This is a genomic window from Micromonospora sp. WMMD730 (assembly GCF_049178955.1).
In the GTDB taxonomy this organism is placed as follows: Bacteria; Actinomycetota; Actinomycetes; order Mycobacteriales; family Micromonosporaceae; genus Micromonospora; species Micromonospora wenchangensis.
Genome location: NZ_JBMHML010000002.1, coordinates 166,553 through 183,194, shown reverse-complemented (window position 1 = coordinate 183,194; position 16,642 = coordinate 166,553). Strand labels below are relative to the sequence as shown.

General features: G+C 74.1%; 15 protein-coding genes. 3 read left to right on the top strand and 12 right to left on the bottom strand.

The window, feature by feature from the left end:
• Positions 1-8: 8 nt before the first annotated feature.
• The 8 genes from ACN265_RS00850 to ACN265_RS00815 all read right to left on the bottom strand — a co-directional run bounded on the left by ACN265_RS00850 (position 9) and on the right by ACN265_RS00815 (position 8,691).
• Positions 9-767 (bottom strand): type III pantothenate kinase, encoded by a 759-nt coding sequence (locus ACN265_RS00850; protein WP_204927102.1) that lies wholly within the window; start codon positions 765-767, stop codon positions 9-11.
• A 70-nt stretch (positions 768-837) separates the two neighbouring features.
• Positions 838-1,734, bottom strand: a complete 897-nt coding sequence (gene nadC / locus ACN265_RS00845) for a carboxylating nicotinate-nucleotide diphosphorylase (RefSeq protein ID WP_421405739.1) — start codon at positions 1,732-1,734, stop codon at positions 838-840.
• Between the two features lie 231 nt (positions 1,735-1,965).
• A complete protein-coding gene (locus ACN265_RS00840) occupies positions 1,966-3,663 on the bottom strand; it encodes an L-aspartate oxidase (RefSeq protein WP_420115865.1) in 1,698 nt (565 codons plus the stop codon).
• Between the two features lie 74 nt (positions 3,664-3,737).
• Positions 3,738-4,640: a septum formation family protein gene (locus tag ACN265_RS00835; protein ID WP_421405737.1), complete on the bottom strand. Its 903-nt coding sequence runs from the start codon at positions 4,638-4,640 to the stop codon at positions 3,738-3,740.
• Positions 4,641-4,740: 100 nt separating this feature from the next.
• Positions 4,741-5,166, bottom strand: coding sequence for an aspartate 1-decarboxylase (gene panD / locus ACN265_RS00830; RefSeq protein ID WP_420115863.1), 426 nt, complete (start codon positions 5,164-5,166; stop codon positions 4,741-4,743).
• Positions 5,167-5,195: 29 nt separating this feature from the next.
• Positions 5,196-6,041 (bottom strand): pantoate--beta-alanine ligase, encoded by an 846-nt coding sequence (gene panC, locus ACN265_RS00825; protein ID WP_421405736.1) that lies wholly within the window; start codon positions 6,039-6,041, stop codon positions 5,196-5,198.
• 213 nt (positions 6,042-6,254) lie between these two features.
• The gene (locus ACN265_RS00820; protein ID WP_421405735.1) at positions 6,255-7,232 is read right to left on the bottom strand and encodes a Rossmann-like and DUF2520 domain-containing protein; all 978 of its coding nucleotides are present in this window, start codon (positions 7,230-7,232) and stop codon (positions 6,255-6,257) included.
• A gap of 178 nt (positions 7,233-7,410) precedes the next feature.
• Entirely contained in the window at positions 7,411-8,691 is a 1,281-nt protein-coding gene (locus ACN265_RS00815; protein WP_421405734.1) for a phytase, read from the bottom strand.
• Between the two features lie 46 nt (positions 8,692-8,737).
• Between ACN265_RS00815 and ACN265_RS00810 the strand changes: the two genes are divergently transcribed.
• On the top strand, positions 8,738-9,877 hold the full coding sequence (locus ACN265_RS00810; protein WP_421411297.1) for an SAM-dependent methyltransferase: 1,140 nt from the start codon (positions 8,738-8,740) through the stop codon (positions 9,875-9,877).
• Positions 9,874-11,043: an NADH-quinone oxidoreductase subunit D gene (locus tag ACN265_RS00805; RefSeq protein WP_421405733.1), complete on the top strand. Its 1,170-nt coding sequence runs from the start codon at positions 9,874-9,876 to the stop codon at positions 11,041-11,043. The genes ACN265_RS00810 and ACN265_RS00805 overlap by 4 nt, the downstream gene beginning before the upstream one ends.
• A 16-nt stretch (positions 11,044-11,059) precedes the next feature.
• Here ACN265_RS00805 and ACN265_RS00800 read toward each other — a convergent pair whose 3' ends face one another.
• The 4 genes from ACN265_RS00800 to ACN265_RS00785 form a co-directional block, all read right to left on the bottom strand.
• A complete protein-coding gene (locus ACN265_RS00800; protein ID WP_421405732.1) occupies positions 11,060-12,835 on the bottom strand; it encodes a hypothetical protein in 1,776 nt (591 codons plus the stop codon).
• Positions 12,836-13,030: 195 nt separating this feature from the next.
• The gene (locus ACN265_RS00795) at positions 13,031-14,035 is read right to left on the bottom strand and encodes a glycine betaine ABC transporter substrate-binding protein (protein WP_421405731.1); all 1,005 of its coding nucleotides are present in this window, start codon (positions 14,033-14,035) and stop codon (positions 13,031-13,033) included.
• 153 nt (positions 14,036-14,188) lie between these two features.
• Positions 14,189-14,911, bottom strand: coding sequence for an ABC transporter permease (locus ACN265_RS00790; protein ID WP_088643879.1), 723 nt, complete (start codon positions 14,909-14,911; stop codon positions 14,189-14,191).
• A 46-nt stretch (positions 14,912-14,957) separates the two neighbouring features.
• On the bottom strand, positions 14,958-15,644 hold the full coding sequence (locus ACN265_RS00785) for an ABC transporter permease (RefSeq protein ID WP_420115856.1): 687 nt from the start codon (positions 15,642-15,644) through the stop codon (positions 14,958-14,960).
• Between the two features lie 2 nt (positions 15,645-15,646).
• Here ACN265_RS00785 and ACN265_RS00780 point away from each other — a divergent pair, with 2 nt between their 5' ends.
• Positions 15,647-16,642: an ABC transporter ATP-binding protein gene (locus tag ACN265_RS00780; protein WP_357932788.1), complete on the top strand. Its 996-nt coding sequence runs from the start codon at positions 15,647-15,649 to the stop codon at positions 16,640-16,642.

The window sequence follows — 16,642 nt, the reverse complement described above, 5'->3', positions numbered from 1 at the left end:
CGTCGTGATCAGGTGTTGCGCTCGTAGACCATGCGCAGGCCGATCAGAGTGATCATCGGCTCGTGGTGGGTGATGGTCCGGCACTCGCCGATCACCACCGAGGCCAGCCCTCCGGTGGCGATCACCGCCCGGACCTCGCCCAACTCCTCGGCCATCCGCTCGACGATCCGGTCGACCTGCCCGGCGAAGCCGAAGTAGAGGCCGGACTGGAGGCACTCCACGGTGTTCTTGCCGATCACCGAGCGGGGCTTGTTCGCCTCCACCTTGCGCAGCTGGGCGGCGCGGGCGGCGAGCGCGTCGAAGGAGATCTCGATGCCGGGGGCGAACGCCCCGCCGAGGAACTCCCCCCGACCGCTGATCACGTCGAAGTTGGTGGTGGTACCGAAGTCCACCACGATCGACGGGCCACCGTAGAGGGTGTACGCGGCCAGCGTGTTGACCACCCGGTCCGCGCCGACCTCCTTCGGGTTGTCGATGGCGAGCTGCACGCCGGTGCGTACCCCCGGCTCGACGACGACGCTCGGCAGGTCGGCGTAGTAGCGGGCCAGCATGGTCCGCAGCGAGCGCAGCGCCGCCGGCACCGTCGAGCAGGCGGCCACCCCGGTGATCTCCACGGCGTCACCGGCCAGCAGCCCCCGGAACATCAGCCCCAGCTCGTCCGCTGTCGAACGGGCGTCGGTCTTGATCCGCCACGAGTGCACCAGGCGGTCGCCGTCGAAGGTCGCCAGCACGGTGTTGGTGTTTCCGATGTCGATGCAGAGCAGCACGCACGCAGCCTAGACGCCGGCCGGGCCGTCGGGCGCGAGGAGTGCGCCGGGCCCGGCCGCCCGTGCCGGCTCACCGCTCACGCAGGTCCAGGGCGATGTCCAGGATCGGCGACGAGTGCGTCAGCGCACCCACCGAGAGATAGTCCACCCCGGTCGCCCCGTACTCGGCGGCCACCTCCAGGGTCAGCCCGCCGGTCGCCTCCAGCTCCGCCCGGTCGCCGACGGCCGCGACCACCTCGCGCAGCATCGCCGGGGACATGTTGTCCAGCAGCAGGAAGTCGGCACCCGCCTCGACCGCCTCCACCGCCTCGGCCGGGGTGTCCACCTCCACCTGCACCGGCACCTCGGGGAAGGTCTGCCGGACCCGCCGGTAGGCCGCCCCGACACCACCGGCGGCCAGCTTGTGGTTGTCCTTGATCATGGCGACGTCGTACAGGCCCATCCGCTTGTTGGTGCCGCCACCGGCGCGGACCGCGTACTTCTCCAGCATCCGCAGGCCGGGCGTGGTCTTGCGGGTGTCCAGCACGGTCGCCTTGGTGCCGGCCAGGGCGTCCGCCCAGGCCCGCGTGTGGGTGGCCACCCCGGACATCCGGGAGAGCAGGTTCAGCGCGGTGCGCTCGGCGGTGAGCAGCAGCCGGGTCGGGCCGGTCACCGTCGCCAGCACGTCACCCCGGGCCACCCGCGCGCCGTCGTGGGCCACCACGACCACCTCGACGGTACGCTCCGCAGCGGTCACCTCCCCGACCAGCTCGAACACCGCAGCGGCCACCGCCAGCCCGGCCACCACCCCGTCCTCCCGGGCCACCAGGTCGGCGGTGTCGGTCTGCCCGGCCGCGATGGTGGCGACGCTGGTGACGTCGCGGAAGTCCGCCCCCAGGTCCTCGGTGAGCGCGTCGACGATCACCCGCCGCACCCGCTCCGGGTCCAGCCCACCGCTCGTCAACGCCTGCCGCGTCGGTTCCCGCACTGTGTCTCCTCTGTTCGCCACTGCGGGGCTCGCAAACCCGGCTCACTCCTCGGACTCACACGCCCCCTCCGTTCGCCACTGCGGGGCTCGCAAACCCGGCTCACTCCTCGGACTCACACGCCCCCCTCCGTTCGCCACTGCGGGGCTCGCAAACCCGGCCCGCTCCTCGGACTCACACGCCCCCCTCCGTTCGCCACTGCGGGGCTCGCAAACCCGGCCCGCTCCGGGTGGTCAGGGCAGGGGCTCCCAGCGTTCGGTCAGCCCGCCCCGGGCGTCGATCGCCGCGACCAGGTGGCCGCGCCACCGCTCGTCGGCCGTCGGGAAGTCCTCCCGCCAGTGGCAGCCCCGGGTCTCCTGCCGGGCGTACGCGGCGGCCACCAGGGTCGCCGCCACGGTGACCAGGTTCGTCGCCTCCCAACCGGCGGTGCCCGCCCGGCCGGCGTCCCCGGCCAGCTCGGTCAGGGTGGCGGCGGTCCCGGCGAGGCTGGCCGCCGACCGCAGCACCCCGGCACCCCGGGTCATCGACCGTTGCAGCGCCGGCACGCCCTCGGCGGACAGCACCCCGCCCCCGCCGCCCACCCACGCGCCGGTCGACGCCGGCTGCGCCTGCTCGGGCAGGCCGGTGGCGATGTCCTCGGCGATCCGGCGGGAGAAGACCAGCCCCTCCAGCAGCGAGTTGCTGGCCAGCCGGTTCGCGCCGTGCACGCCCGTGCAGGCGACCTCGCCGCAGGCGTACAGGCCGGGGATGGAGGTCCGGCCGCGCAGGTCGGTGCGGACGCCGCCGGACGCGTAGTGGGCGGCCGGGGCGACCGGGATCAGATCCGTCGCCGGGTCGACCCCGATGGCCAGGCAGGACGCGACGATGGTCGGGAACCGGCCGGCGAGGAAGTCCCCGCCGAGGTGCCGGGCGTCGAGATGGACGTGGTCGGCGCCGGTGGCCAGCAGCACCCGGTGGATGCCCTTGGCCACCACGTCGCGGGGGGCCAGCTCGGCCAGCTCGTGCTGGCCGAGCATGAACCGCTTGCCGTCGGCGTCGACCAGGTACGCGCCCTCGCCCCGCAGCGCCTCGGAGACCAGCGGCTGCTGGGCCAGGCCGGCCCCGGGCACCCGGGCCTGCTCGGGCACGATCAACGCGGTCGGGTGGAACTGCACGAACTCGACGTCGGTGACCGCCGCGCCGGCCCGCAGCGCCAACGCCACGCCGTCCCCGGTGGAGACCGCCGGGTTGGTGGTGGCCGAGAAGACCTGCCCCATCCCGCCGGTGGCCAGCACCACCGCGCGGGCGAGCAGGGCGCCCACGCCGTCCTCGCTGCCCTCGCCGAGCACGTGCAGGGTGATCCCGCAGGCCGGGCCGGGAGAGTCCGGGCCGTCGCCGGGGGCGCGCAGCAGGTCCAGCACCAGGGCGTTCTCGACCAGCCTGATCCACGGGTCGCGGCGGACCGCCGCGTGCAGGGCCCGCTGCACCTCCGCCCCGGTCGCGTCACCACCGGCGTGCACGATCCGGTCGGCCCGGTGCCCGCCCTCCCGGGTGAGCATCAGCGAACCGTCCGGGTTGCGGTCGAACTCCGCGCCGATGCGCATCAGCTCCCGCAGCCGCAGCGGCCCCTCCTCCACCAGCAGCCGGACCGCCGCCGGGTCGCAGAGTCCGACCCCGGCGATCTCGGTGTCCCGGGCGTGCGCGGCGGGCGAGTCCGCCGGGTCGAGTACGGCGGCGATCCCGCCCTGCGCCCAGCGGGTCGAACCGTCGTCGATGTTGACCTTGGTGACCACGGTGACGTGCAGGCCCGCCTCGCGCAGGTGCAGCGCGGCGGTGAGCCCGGCCACCCCGGAGCCGACCACGATCACGTCGGTGGTCTCCACCCAGCCGGGCGCGGGAGCAGCCAGCAGGCTGGGCAGGGCCGGCAGGTCGACGGTCGGACGAAGTTCCATGACCACAGTCAACCCGAACGATCCTCGCGACGGGGGGCGGGGGGCGGGACGAGTGGTTTCGGCTACCCCGTCCGCTACTTCGTCCGCACCGGCAGGGCGGCCGGACCGCCGCCCTTCAACGAGGCCGTCACCGTCCGGTCGCTCAACCACAGGTAGCAGCGGACCCCCCGGTCACCGACCCGCCACCGGCCCGGACCGGGCGGACGCACCACCACCCCGCTGCGGAAGCGCAGCCTGGTGTCGTCCGGCACCCCCACGTACCGGGCCAGCAGACTGCGGCAGCCGGCGTACAACGGCAGCCAGTCGACATCTTTGGTCGGGTACGGCCGGTCGGGGGCCTTCCAGGCGCCCACGAACTCCGCCTCGTGCACCGCCGGGCACTCCACCGGAACCAGCACCTGCACCCCGGCACCCCGACCGCTCCTGGCCCGCTGGCAGCCCAGCCGCAGCGGAGAGGGCCCCTTCAGTACGTCCCGTAGGCTGCCCGTGCGGGTGACCACGGTGGCCGCCGCCTCGACGGTGTTCAGCTCGCTCAGGTCGCACCGGAACCAGCGCGCCCCGGCCGCCCAACCCGGCGCGGTCGGCAGCGCCACCGCCAGTCGCAGCCGGCCCGCCCGCCAGTCGTCGCCCACGTATCCGGTGGCCCGGGTGTCGCACTCGGCGAACGCGCCCCGCAGCTCCGTCGAGCCGGTGGCCGGCGCGGTGGCCCGTTCCCCCGGCAACGCGCCCACGTGCACCGTCTCCACCCGGTGCGGCACCGCGCAGTCCACCGGCGCGTACGCCGCCAGGGAGACCGTGTCGGTGAAGTCGGCGACCTGGCACACGCCCGCCGCCGGGGTGAAGGGCCCGGCCGGCGGCAGGGCCGCCCAGTCGTCGGTGAGATCGCCGTCGAGGCCGCCCGGGGCACCGCAGGCCGCCAGGACCGCTCCCGCCGCCACGGCGGCGACGACGAGCGTCACCGCTCGGCGGACCCTCATCGCACGGCGCAACGCGGCCTCCCCCAGCCGACGACCGTCAATCCGACGGTCAGCCCAGGGTAACCAAAAATGACCTTCCGGTAACAGACCGGAATTCTGGTCAGCCGACGACGGCGAGCGGACTCGGCACCGGGTCACCGGCCGTGCCGACGGCCGCCGCTGCCGGGTCACCGCCCAGCTCAACCACCCTGTTGTCGGCGTCCACGTGGACCACCCGGGGGCGGTACGCGCGGGCCTCCGCGTCGTCCATCTGACCGTACGAGATCAGGATCACCAGGTCCTGCGGGTGCACCAGGTGCGCCGCCGCGCCGTTGATGCCGATCACGCCGCTGCCCCGCTCGCCGGGGATCACGTACGTCTCCAGCCGGGCCCCGTTGGTCACGTCCACGATCGCCACCTGCTCGCCCGGGAGCAGGTCGGCGGCGTCGAGCAGATCCTGGTCCACCGTCACCGAACCGACGTAGTGCAGGTCGGCCTGGGTCACCGTCGCCCGGTGGATCTTCGACTTGAGCATGGTCCGGAGCATCGTGGTGCCTTTCCGAGTCAGGTACAAGGTCAGCTGCGGGGAGCGAGCCGGATGTCCAGGTTGTCGATCAGCCGGGTGCCGCCCACCCAGGCCGCGATCAGCAGCCGGGCCGGCCCGGCGACCGGCCCCGGCTCCAACTCCGGGTCGGTGAGCGCCAGGTAGTCCAGCCGCGCGCCCGGCGTCGCGCCCAGCGCCCGGTGGGCGGCGGTCAGCACGTCACCGGCGTCCGCACCCCGCTCGGCGGCGGCCGCACCGGCCCGCAGGGCGGCGGACAGGCCCAGCGCCACCTGCCGCTCGTCCGCCGACAGGTAACGGTTACGGCTGGACAGGGCCAGCCCGTCCGGCTCCCGGACGGTCGGCACGCCGACCACCTCGACCGGCACGTCCAGGTCCCGCGCCATCCGGCGGACCAGGGTGAGCTGCTGGTAGTCCTTCTCCCCGAAGAAGGTGAGATCGGGCCGGGTGAGCTGGAGCAGCTTCAACACCACGGTCAGCACCCCGTCGAAGAAGCCGGGCCGGCTCTGCCCCTCCAACTCCTCACCGAGCCGGCCCGGGTTCACCCGGACCGTGGGCTGCCCGTCCGGGTACATGTCCGCCGCGGCCGGGGCGAACACCAGGTCCGCACCGGCCCGCCGGCACACCTCCAGGTCGGTGTCGAGGGTGCGCGGGTACCTGTCGAAGTCCTCGTTCGGGCCGAACTGCAACGGGTTCACGAAGATCGTCACCAGCACGTGGTCGGCCCGCTCCCGGGCGGCCCGGATCAGCGTCTCGTGCCCCGGGTGCAGCGCACCCATCGTCATCACGACGCCGACCGTGCCGGCCAGCCCGGCCCGCGCCTTCGCCAGCTCCGCCCGGGTGTGCACCAGTTCCGTCACTGAACTACCCTTCGTTCGCGCTGCGGGGCTCGCAAAACCGGCTCACTCCTCACGCTCACCGGACTCCCCTTCGCTCGCCGCTGCGGGGCCCGCAAACCCGGCTCACTCCTCACGCTCACCGGACTACCCTTCGCTCGCCGCTGCGGGGCCCGCAAACCCGGCTCACTCCTCACGCTCACCGGACTACCCTTCGCTCGCGGCTGCGGGGCCCGCTCACGCCGCCACTTCCCGGTGGACGCCCGCCAGCACGTCGAGCAGGGACTCGGCGTCGACCGGACGCAGCCGGCCCGCCGCGATCGCCCGGTCGGCACTCCGTCGGGCCAACGCCAGGTAGGGGGCGACGGATTCCGGCGCGGTCTGCGCCAGCCGGTCCAGATGCCGGCGTACGGTGCCCGCGTCGCCACGCGACACCGGGCCGGTGAGCGCGTCGTCGCCGAGGCGCAGAGCATTCTCCAACGCCGCCCGCAGCAGCGGGGCCAGCACCTTCTCCGGCTGGCTCACCCCGGCGTCCCGCAGCCGGTCGGCCGCCTCGTTGACCAGGGTCACCAGGTGGTTCGCGCCGTGCGCCAGCGCCGCGTGGTAGAGCACCCGGTCGGTCTCCCCCACCCACTCCGGCACCCCGCCGAGGTCGGCGACGAGCCGGGCCGCCGCCGCCCGCAGCTCCGCCAGGGCGGTCACCCCGAAGGAGATGCCGGCCAGCCGGGACAGGTCGTCAGGCGTACCGGTGAAGGTCATCGCGGGGTGCAGGGCCAGCGGCCGGGCGCCCACGGCGGCGGCCGGGGCCAGCACGCCCAGGCCGTGGGCCCCGGAGGTGTGCGCGACCACCTGGCCCGGGTGCAGCGCGCCGGTGTCGGCCAGCCCGGCGACCACACCGGCCAACGCGTCGTCGGGCACGGCGATCAGCAGCAGGTCGGCGGCGTCCCGGGCGACCGAGGTGGCGGACCGGTTCACCGCGTCCGGCAGGAGCAACGCGATCCGGGCCCGGGTAGCCCCGGAGACGCCGGAGGCGGCGACCACGCGGTGCCCGGCGTAGACCAGCGCCGCTCCGAGCACGGCACCCACCCGGCCGGCACCGACCACGCCCACGGTGAGGCGGGTCGGAAGGGCGAACGGGGCATCGGGTACGACGGGGCCCTGCGGTGCGGCGACGCCGGGTACGGCGGCCGGACGCGGGCGCAGCGGTGCGCTCATGACGACGATCCAGTCCTCGAAGGGGGTACCGGTCGATGGCAAGTATGCGCCGGGGGCAGGGAACCCGAACAAGGATGTGTGAAAACCTTCACCGACCCCGGGCACCGGGTGGCCAGATGGCGGCGGCCCACCCGGTGCGGCAGTTCACCAGGTGCGGCAGCTCACCGGGTGCGGCAGCTCACCGCCGACCGGCCAGGAACCCGGCGTCGACGAACTTGACGTTGGTGTCCGGGCGTACCCCGTCGTCCCCGTCCGGCGTCGCCGGGGTGTTGCGGCCGTCCTGCACCACCAGCAGTCCGTCGGGGAAGCCCGGCAGCGGCGTCGCCGTCACCGCCGCCCCGTCGCACTCCTGCACGCCGTCGACCCGGCCGTCGACCACCGCGAACCGCCCGGTCGGCCGGTTGCTGACCCGGTCGTAGGTGAAGAACGTGTCGTCGCCCTGGCTGGACACGACGAGGGTGCCCGCGTACCGGCCGGTGGGCAGGATCGTCAGGCCCTCCACGTCCTGGGCGATCCGCCCGCCGAAGCCCGGGTCGGCGGTGTGGTCGGTGACGCAGTCGTCGGCCGCCGGGTCGAAGACCGCCGGGACGCCGTACTCGCGGACCCGCTCCACCGACCGGGGTACGCCCACGAACCGGCCACCGACCAGCCGGGTCCGCCACAGGCCGACCTTCTCCTGCGCCAGGTACACCACACCGGTGGCCGGGTCCACCACCGTCCCCTCCACCTGCGGGCCGTCCCCCGGGTCGGTGCACGGCGACCAGGCGGAGCCGTCCGGCAGGGTGAACGTCGATGGCAGCACCAGCCGCCCCACCGGCCGGTAGCTGACCTTCCCGGCCCGCTCCACCAGCCGGAACACCCCCACCTCCGGGGTGCTGCGCCGACTCACCACCGCGTACGCGGCCCCGTCCCGGTCGGTGAACGTGCCCAACCCGTACGCGGTGCGTTGGGTGTTCACCTCCGCCTGGTCCCGACTGAACGCGAACGGCGGCTGCGGCGCGGTCACGTCGACCAGCCGCCGCGACACCGGGTCGATCCGGTAGAACCGGAGCTGGTCACGCCCCCGGTCGGTGACCACCGCCAGGTCGACCGGCCGGCCCGCCAGCCGGAAGCCGCCGACCAGGTCGACGTTGTTGAACCGGCCCGCCTCGTCGTCCGGACCGGGTGCCGGTGGGGTGGCGACCGCCTGCCGCTCCCGGGCCCGCAGGTCGTACACCCGCAGGCCGCCGTTCTTGGCGGTGACGATCACCAGGCTGCCGGCCCGGTCGGTCGGGTGCACCCAGATCGCCGGATCGTCGGCGTCGGCGTCGCCACCGGCGGCGTCGTCGAACAGGGCGGGAGTCTCGACCACCGCCCGGACCGCACGCGGCACGCCGTCCCGGGCGGGCGCGGCGGCGGCACCGGTGGTCGTCACCAACAGCGGTACGACCGCCAGCGCGGGGATCACGATTCGTCTCATGCCCGCAGACCGTAGGGTCGGCACGGTGACGGACCCTGAACACGGGATGAACGCGATTCGCTGGCGGGACGCCATGGGCACCGCCCTCTACGGGCCGCACGGCTTCTTCGTCTCCGGGTCCGGCCCCGCCGACCACTTCCGGACCAGTGTGCACGCCTCCCCGGCGTTCGCGGCGGCGGTGTTCCGGCTCGTGTCCCGCCTCGACGCCGCCCTCGGTTTCCCCACCCCGTTCGACGTTGTGGACGTGGGTGCCGGCCGGGGTGAACTGCTGCGTGCCCTGGCCGCTCTGGCCCACGGGTCGGCGGCGCCCGACACGGCTGCGACGCCGCTGGCCCACCGCCTGCGCCTCACGGCCGTGGAACTGGCCCCCCGCCCGGCTGACCTGCCGCCCGCCATCGTCTGGACGACCGAGCCCCCGGCGGGGATCACCGGCCTGCTGACCGCCACCGAATGGCTGGACAACGTCCCCCTGGACGTGGCCGTCCCCACCGACACCGGCTGGCGCTACCACCTGGTGGACCCGAGCACCGGAGAGGAAACCCCAGGCCCCCCACTGACCCCGCAAGACCTCACCTGGCTGACCACCTGGCACCCCACCCCAACCCCCACCCCGGCCCCGCCCCCCACCACCGCCCCAGTGATCAAGAGGTTTGCGTCAACGGAGGGGCCCGAACCTGACGCAAACCTCTTGATCACCGGGCGGGGGGAGCGAGGAGGGCGAGGGGGGCGGGTGGAGGTGGGGCGGAGTCGGGACGAGGCGTGGGGGCGGGCCGTCGGGCGGGTGCGGCGGGGGGTGGCGTTGGCCGTGGACTACGGGCACCTGCGGGAGCGGCGGCCGGTGGACGGGACGCTGACCGGGTACCGGAACGGACGGCAGGTGCCGCCGGTGCCGGACGGGTCGTGCGACATCACCGCACACGTCGCCATGGACTCCGTCGCGGCCGCCGGTGCACAGGTCGCCGGGTGTGCGTACACGCTGGTGTCGCAGCGGGAGGCGCTGCTCGCGCTCGGGGCCGACGGTGGGCGACCGGCGCTGAGCCTGGCCGGCACCGACCCGGCCGGCTACGTACGGGCGCTCGCCGCCGCCTCGGCGGTGGCCGAGCTGACCGACCCGGCCGGGCTCGGCGGACACCACTGGCTGCTCCAGCCGGTCGGCGTCGCCGTCGATGCGCTCATGGCACGATGACCGGCATGACCACGGACACCGGTGAACTGCGCGAGCTGACCGTCGGCACCGGGGCCGGCGGGGAACAGCTCGGCACCGACATGGTGCTCAACATCGGCCCGCAGCATCCCTCGACGCACGGCGTGCTGCGGCTGAAACTGGTGCTCGACGGGGAACGGGTGGTCGCCGCCGAACCGATCGTCGGGTACATGCACCGTGGCGCGGAGAAACTGTTCGAGGTCCGCGACTACCGGCAGATCATCGTGCTGGCCAACCGGCACGACTGGCTGTCGGCGTTCTCCAACGAGCTGGGCGTGGTGCTCGCCGTCGAACGGCTGATGGGCATGGAGGTGCCCGAGCGGGCCACCTGGCTGCGGATGGCGCTGGCCGAGCTGAACCGGGTGCTCAACCACCTGATGTTCCTCGGCTCCTACCCGCTGGAGATCGGCGCGATCACCCCGGTCTTCTACGCGTTCCGGGAACGGGAGACCATCCAGGCGGTCATGGAGGAGGTCTCCGGCGGCCGGATCCACTACATGTTCAACCGGGTCGGCGGGCTCAAGGAGGAGGTCCCCGCCGGCTGGACCGGCCGGGCCCGCGCCGCCATCGCCGAGGTACGCCGCCGGATGCCCGACCTGGACAACCTGATCCGACGCAACGAGATCTTCCTGGCCCGGACCGTCGGGGTGGGGGTGCTGTCGGCCGCCGACGCCGCCGCGTTCGGGGCGTCCGGGCCGGTCGCCCGCGCCTCCGGCCTGGACCTCGACCTACGCCGCGACGAGCCCTACCTGGCGTACGACCAGCTCGACGTGCCGGTGGTCACCCGCACCGCCGGGGACTGCCACGCCCGCTTCGAGGTGCTGCTCGACCAGGTGTACGCCTCCCTCGACCTCGCCGAACAGTGCCTCGACCGGGTCGACCGGCTCACCGGCCCGGTGAACACCCGGCTGCCCAAGGTGGTCAAGGCCCCCGAGGGGCACACCTACGCGTGGACGGAGAACCCGCTCGGGATCAACGGCTACTACCTGGTGTCGCGGGGCGAGAAGACGCCGTGGCGGCTCAAGCTGCGCACCGCGTCGTACGCCAACGTGCAGGCCCTGGCCACCCTGCTCCCCGGCTGCCTGGTGCCCGACCTGATCGCCATCCTCGGCTCGATGTTCTTCGTGGTCGGCGACATCGACAAGTGACCCGCCGCTGAGCCGGTCAGCGCCAGTGCCCGCCCGCGCGCGGGGTGTCGTCCTGCGGCGGGTAGCCGTACCGCTGCTCGCCCGCCCACTGCGGATGGTCGCGCGGCTCGGGCTCCGGGTCGCGCCACGACACCACGGGCTCCCGGTCCCGCCACTGCTCGGCCCGCTGTCCCTCCCACCGCCGGTCGTCGGCGCGCGCCGGCCGGTCCTGGGCGGGCTGCGGCTCGGCGCGGGCCGGCCACTGCCCGTCCGGCCGGTCCTGGGCCGGTGGGGTCGCGTGGGCCGGCCACTGTTCGGCCGGCCGGTAGCTGCGCGCCGGCTCCCGCCACTGCTGCGGCACCGGCACCCCGCCGGCCGGCAGCGCGGGACGCTCGGACTGCTCCGGTCGACCGCCATCCCAGCGGTCGCCGGTGGGCTCCGTCCCGTCCCGGTACGGCTCCTCCTGTCGCACCGAGGCCCAGCGGTCCGAGTAGTGGTAGCCGCCGTCGGCGCGCGCCTCCGCGTGGCGCTCCCCGACCCGCACCTCCCGGGCCCGGCCCTCGTCACGCGCCTCGGCCCAGCGGTCACCGGCCCGCGCCTGGCGGGCCCGGCCCTCGTCACGCGCCTCGGCCCAGCGGTCACCGGCCCGCGCCTGGCGGGCCGGCGGTTCGGCCCGGTCCTGCTCCCAGCGGTCACCGGCACGCGACGCGGGCGACTCGGCACGGCCTCCCGCCCAACCGGACCGACCTCCCGCCGACCAGCCACCGGCCTCCCCGCCACCCGCCGACCACTCCGGCCGGCCCGGCTCGGGCCGGTCGTCGCCCGGCGTCGACCAGGCGGGGCCGGCAGCGGCCGGCCAGGCCCGCTCGTCACGCGATGCCGGGCGGGCCGCCCGGGAACGGTCCTCCGGCGGGGCCGACCAGCCCCGGCCGGTCGGCTCGGACGGTGCCGACCAGGAACGCTCCGGCTCCCCGCCGGCCCAGGACGACTCGTCCCCGCCGGGGGCCCACCGGCCGGCGTACCCGCCGCCGTATCCGCCGGACGGGTCGGGGCCGTCGACGACGGTGTGCCGGGTGGTCACGTGCACGGTCTCGGTGTGCCGCACCACGCCGAGCGGACGGGACGCCGACTCGGCGGCGGGCCCCCCGCCGCGTGGCTCCCGGCTGGCCGCCCCGTACACCCCGGCCTGCCCGGTGGTCGGGCGCTCCGGGGCGTAGCGACGGCCGGTCGGTTCGGCGGCCTCCCGGTCGGACGGCACCCGGCCCCGGCCCGCCGCGACCGGCTCGGAAGCCTCCGGGTGGTTCCAGTCCGACGCGGGTTCCTCGACTGCGGCCCGTCGCCGGCCCACCGGGGCCTCCGGTGCCGGCTCGGCGGCCGGGACCCGGGCCCGGCCGGCACCGGCGACGGAATCCTCGGCGGGCGGGGCGGCGACGGCGGCAGCCAGCTCGGCCGCCGAGTCCAACCGGCGACGCAACGCGGTGACCTGTTCCTCAGCCCGCTGCGACTGGTCCAACGCCTGGTTGCCACGCTGGGCGGCGGCCACGATCTCGCTGCGCAGCTCGCGCCGGAGCTGCTCCAACTCGTCGAGCACCGACTCGTCGGACGCCCGGACACCGCCGTCGGCGCGCAGCGCGATGGACAGGCCGATCAGCACGACGGCGGTGATGGCCAGCACCGCGGCGAACCGCAGCGGACCGTTGCCGTCAGCGAACAGCAGGATCAGCGCGGCGATCGGCGCGAACGCCACCCCGATCCAGAACAGGACGGTCAGCAGTTGCGGTCTGCGCTTCTCGGAGACGACCGGGGAGGGCATGGCTGTGCAGCCTACCGAGATGTACGCGGGCTGGGAACGGTCCCAGGGCAGAATTGCCCCGATCTCGTCCGGTACGCCTCGGCGCGACCGAATCGCCGCCGAGCGGCATCCGCCCTGGTCAACGGGACACGATCAGCCCGTTGCGGGGCGTTCCCGGTCGCGGTCGGCTCCCACCGACCGCGACCGGGATCACGTTCAGCTGGTGGCGAGCGCGCCGTCGGACGAGAAGACCAGGCCGACGCTGGCGGTGCCGGTCTTCAGGGCGTTCTTGGTCTGCGGGCCACCGGCGTCCAGCGAGCTGAACGAACCGGCCTTGAAGTCGTAGACCTCCACCAGACCGGCCTGGCACTTCGGCCGCTGCGGGCACTCCGGCGGGCCGGCCAGCACGGTGTCCTTGCCGGAGCACTTGGCCGCCAGGTCGGAGAGGGTCTTCAGGGAGTACTTGTCGGCGAACGCCTTGGTCACCGCGAAGGCGTTCTGGTCCTGCGCCGAGGACGGGGTGCCGAACGTGATGCCCGCCTTGTCACCCTCGGACTTCAACGCGCTGACCGTCTTGTCCAGCTCCGGCGAGGAGACCGGGGTGGCGTCCTTGCCGTTGGCCTTGGTGTTGAGGAACTCGGCCATGGTCGCCGCGTACTCGGGGACGACCTGGATCTCGCCCTTCTCCAGGCTGGGCTCGTACAGCTCGCGGTTGCCGATCTGCTGCACCTTGACCTGGTAGCCGGCGGCGGTGAGGGCGATGTTGTACAGCTCGGCCAGGGTCTGGCTCTCGGAGAAGTTGCCCGCCCCGACGACGATCTGCCCACCCGGGCCCTTGGCGATGCCGCTGGTCAGCCCGTTGGCCGAGGCGAACTCCTCGGCGGCCGCCTTCGGCGTCTTGCGGTCCACGTCGACGGCCTTGTTGAGGGCGATCAGCTTCGACGTGTCCAGCGCGGCCGAGACCTTGTCCAGCGCGGCGAGCAGCTGCGGGTTCGCCACCTTCGCGTTGACCGCCGGGATGATGTTGTCGGTGTTCTGGAGCTTCTTGTCGTCGTCGAGGACGACGAGCTGGTCACCGGCGACCGGGGCGCAGCCCGCACCGCTGGCGCCCTGCTGCGGAGCGTCGGTGCCGGACGAGCCGGCATCCCCACACCCGGTCAACAGACCCGCCAGGGTCAGGGCACCCACCGCACCCGCCGCCAGCCGTGTCCGTACGCGCATCGTGCCCGCCTTCCGTGTCCCGGCGCGACCCCGGGCAGGGCCGGCCGCGTGTCCGACGGGCGACGGCCGCCGCCCGCGGGTTCAGCCAATATCCTTCCGGACCGACCGACAAACTCTGAACCGCTTTCGCAACGTGATCGTCACGGAAAGGGATCAGTTCCCCGCCGTGGCGTCCGCCGCCCGCCGGTTGGCCGCCCGCCGGGTACGCCGCAGCGGTCGCGGGGTCACCGCCCGCTCGACAAGTGCCAGCACCCCCTCGGCCGCCAACGCCAGCCCCGCCACCAGCACCCCACCGGCGATGATCTGCCCGCCACCGGCCGCGATGTCCAGCCCGAAACCGGCCCGGATGATCTGGCCCAGCCCTCCACCGTTGACGAACGAGGCCAGCGCCGCCGTCGCCACCACCTGGACGGCGGCCGTACGGAACCCGGCGGCCAGGTACGGCACCGCCAGTGGCAACTCCACCCGACGCAGCACCTGCCAGCCCGACAGCCCCATCCCGCGTGCCGCGTCCCGGGCCTCCGGGTCTGCCTGCCGCACCCCGGTGTACGCGTTGGCCAGCAGCGGCGGCACCGCGAACACGGCCAGCGCCACCACCACCGCCGGTCGCCCGAAGCCGAGGAAGGTCAGCGGCAGGATGGTGAGCAGCGCCAGGGTGGGGATGGACAGGGTCAGGTTGGAGATCAGCACGACGGCGCCGCCGCCGCGCCCCGAGTGCCCCAGCCAGAGGCCGATCGGCCAGGCCACCAGGCAGCCCAGCAGCACCGCCGCGGCGGACATGCTCAGGTGCTCCCCGACCCGGTCCAGCACCCCACCGGGGTTGGTCCAGTTGAGCGGGTCGTTGAGCCAGACCACCGCCTGCTGCACCGGATTCACTGGTCAGATCCTTCGTTCGTGACTGCGGGGCTCCGCTGCGCTGCCCTCATCGGGGGCGACTCCGCAGCCAGGGGGTGAGCAGGCGGCCCACGGAGGCCAGGATCAGGTCCAGCACCAGGGCGAGCAGGACGCAGAGCAGGGTGCCGGTCATGATCTGCGCCTTGTAGAAGTTGTTCTGGAACCCGGCGAAGATCAGCTGCCCCAGGCCACCCCGGCCGATCACCACCCCGACGGTGACCAGCGCGACGGTGGAGACCGTGGCGAGGCGTACCCCGGTGAGGATGCCGGGCAGGGCCAGCGGCAGGTCGATCCGGAACAGCCGGGCCCACCGGCCGTACCCCATGCCCTCGGCGGCGTCACGCACCTCGGGAGGCACCTGGTTCAGCCCGGCCACCGCGTTGCGGACGATCACCAGCAGCGCGTACAGCACCACCACGGTGAGCACGGTCACCGCGCCGATACCCAGGTAGGGGGCGATGAACGCGAACAGGGCCAGGGAGGGGATCGTGTACAGCACCCCGGTCAATGCGAGAATCGGCCCGGCGAGACGCCGGTACCAGTAGGCGAGCACCGCCAGCGGCAGGGCCACCAGCGCGGCGAGCAGCACGGCCCGGCCGGTCAGCGAGGCGTGCTCGCGCAGCGCGGCGAGAATGGTGTCAGAGTTGTCCCGCACGTACTGCCAGGAGAACCACGGATTACCCGGCTCGGCCCGGTAACTCAGGTGGAAGGACACACGTGGACGTTACCCCCGGGGGCACCGGCGACGCAGGACACAGTGCCGCGTCGATCACGCTCGACGGCATCCGCAAGCGGTACCCCGACGGCACCGACGCGGTCCGTGAGCTGAGCCTGGAGGTGCCGGCCGGCGAGCTGGTGGTGCTGATCGGCCCGTCCGGCTGCGGCAAGTCGACGGTGCTGCGGATGGTCAACCGGCTGATCGAGCCGACCGGCGGCCGGATCATGCTCGGCGACGAGGACATCACCCGGGTCGACCCGGTGAAACTGCGCCGACGCATCGGCTACGTGATCCAGAACGTCGGCCTGTTCCCGCACCAGACGGTCGCCACCAACGTCGGCACCGTACCCCGGCTGCTCGGCTGGCCGAAGGAGCGGATCCGGCAGCGCAGCGGCGAGCTGCTGGAGCTGGTCGGGTTGGACCCGGCCCAGTTCGGACGCCGCTACCCGCACGAGCTGTCCGGCGGGCAGCGGCAGCGGGTCGGGGTGGCCCGCGCGTTGGCCGCCGACCCGGTGGTGCTGCTGATGGACGAGCCGTTCTCCGCCGTCGACCCGATCGTGCGGACCCGGCTGCAGGAGGAGTTCCTCCGGCTCCAGGCCGAGGTCCGCAAGACCATCGTGCTGGTCACCCACGACCTCGACGAGGCCGTCCGGCTCGGCGACCGGATCGCGGTGCTCTCCGAGGGCGGCCGGCTGGAGCAGTACGACACCCCGGCGGCCCTGCTCGGCACGCCCGCCTCGCCGTTCGTGCGGGAGTTCGTCGGCGCGGACAGGGGCATCCGCCGGCTGGCGGTCACCCCGGTCACCCGGGAGGTGCTCGACGGCGAGGCCACCGACGCCAGCCTGCCGGAACTGCCGCTGGGCCGCTCGGCGTACGACGCGCTGGCCGCGATGCTGACCGCCGGCACCGACGCGGTCGTGGTCACCGCCGACGGCCGGCCGGCCGGCACGCTCAGCCGCGCCCGGGTGCTCGACCTCGGGCAGCCCGGCGGCTAG

Excerpts from the sequence above, each read along its gene's own strand:
- ACN265_RS00840 (WP_420115865.1), bottom strand. The coding sequence starts at position 3,663 with ATGGAACTTCGTCCGACCGTCGACCTGCCGGCCCTGCCCAGCCTGCTG.
- ACN265_RS00835 (WP_421405737.1), bottom strand. The coding sequence starts at position 4,640 with ATGAGGGTCCGCCGAGCGGTGACGCTCGTCGTCGCCGCCGTGGCGGCG.
- panD (WP_420115863.1), bottom strand. The coding sequence starts at position 5,166 with ATGCTCCGGACCATGCTCAAGTCGAAGATCCACCGGGCGACGGTGACC.
- ACN265_RS00820 (WP_421405735.1), bottom strand. The coding sequence starts at position 7,232 with ATGAGCGCACCGCTGCGCCCGCGTCCGGCCGCCGTACCCGGCGTCGCC.
- ACN265_RS00815 (WP_421405734.1), bottom strand. The coding sequence starts at position 8,691 with ATGAGACGAATCGTGATCCCCGCGCTGGCGGTCGTACCGCTGTTGGTG.
- ACN265_RS00810 (WP_421411297.1), top strand. The coding sequence starts at position 8,738 with ATGAACGCGATTCGCTGGCGGGACGCCATGGGCACCGCCCTCTACGGG.
- ACN265_RS00805 (WP_421405733.1), top strand. The coding sequence starts at position 9,874 with ATGACCGGCATGACCACGGACACCGGTGAACTGCGCGAGCTGACCGTC.
- ACN265_RS00800 (WP_421405732.1), bottom strand. The coding sequence starts at position 12,835 with ATGCCCTCCCCGGTCGTCTCCGAGAAGCGCAGACCGCAACTGCTGACC.
- ACN265_RS00795 (WP_421405731.1), bottom strand. The coding sequence starts at position 14,035 with ATGCGCGTACGGACACGGCTGGCGGCGGGTGCGGTGGGTGCCCTGACC.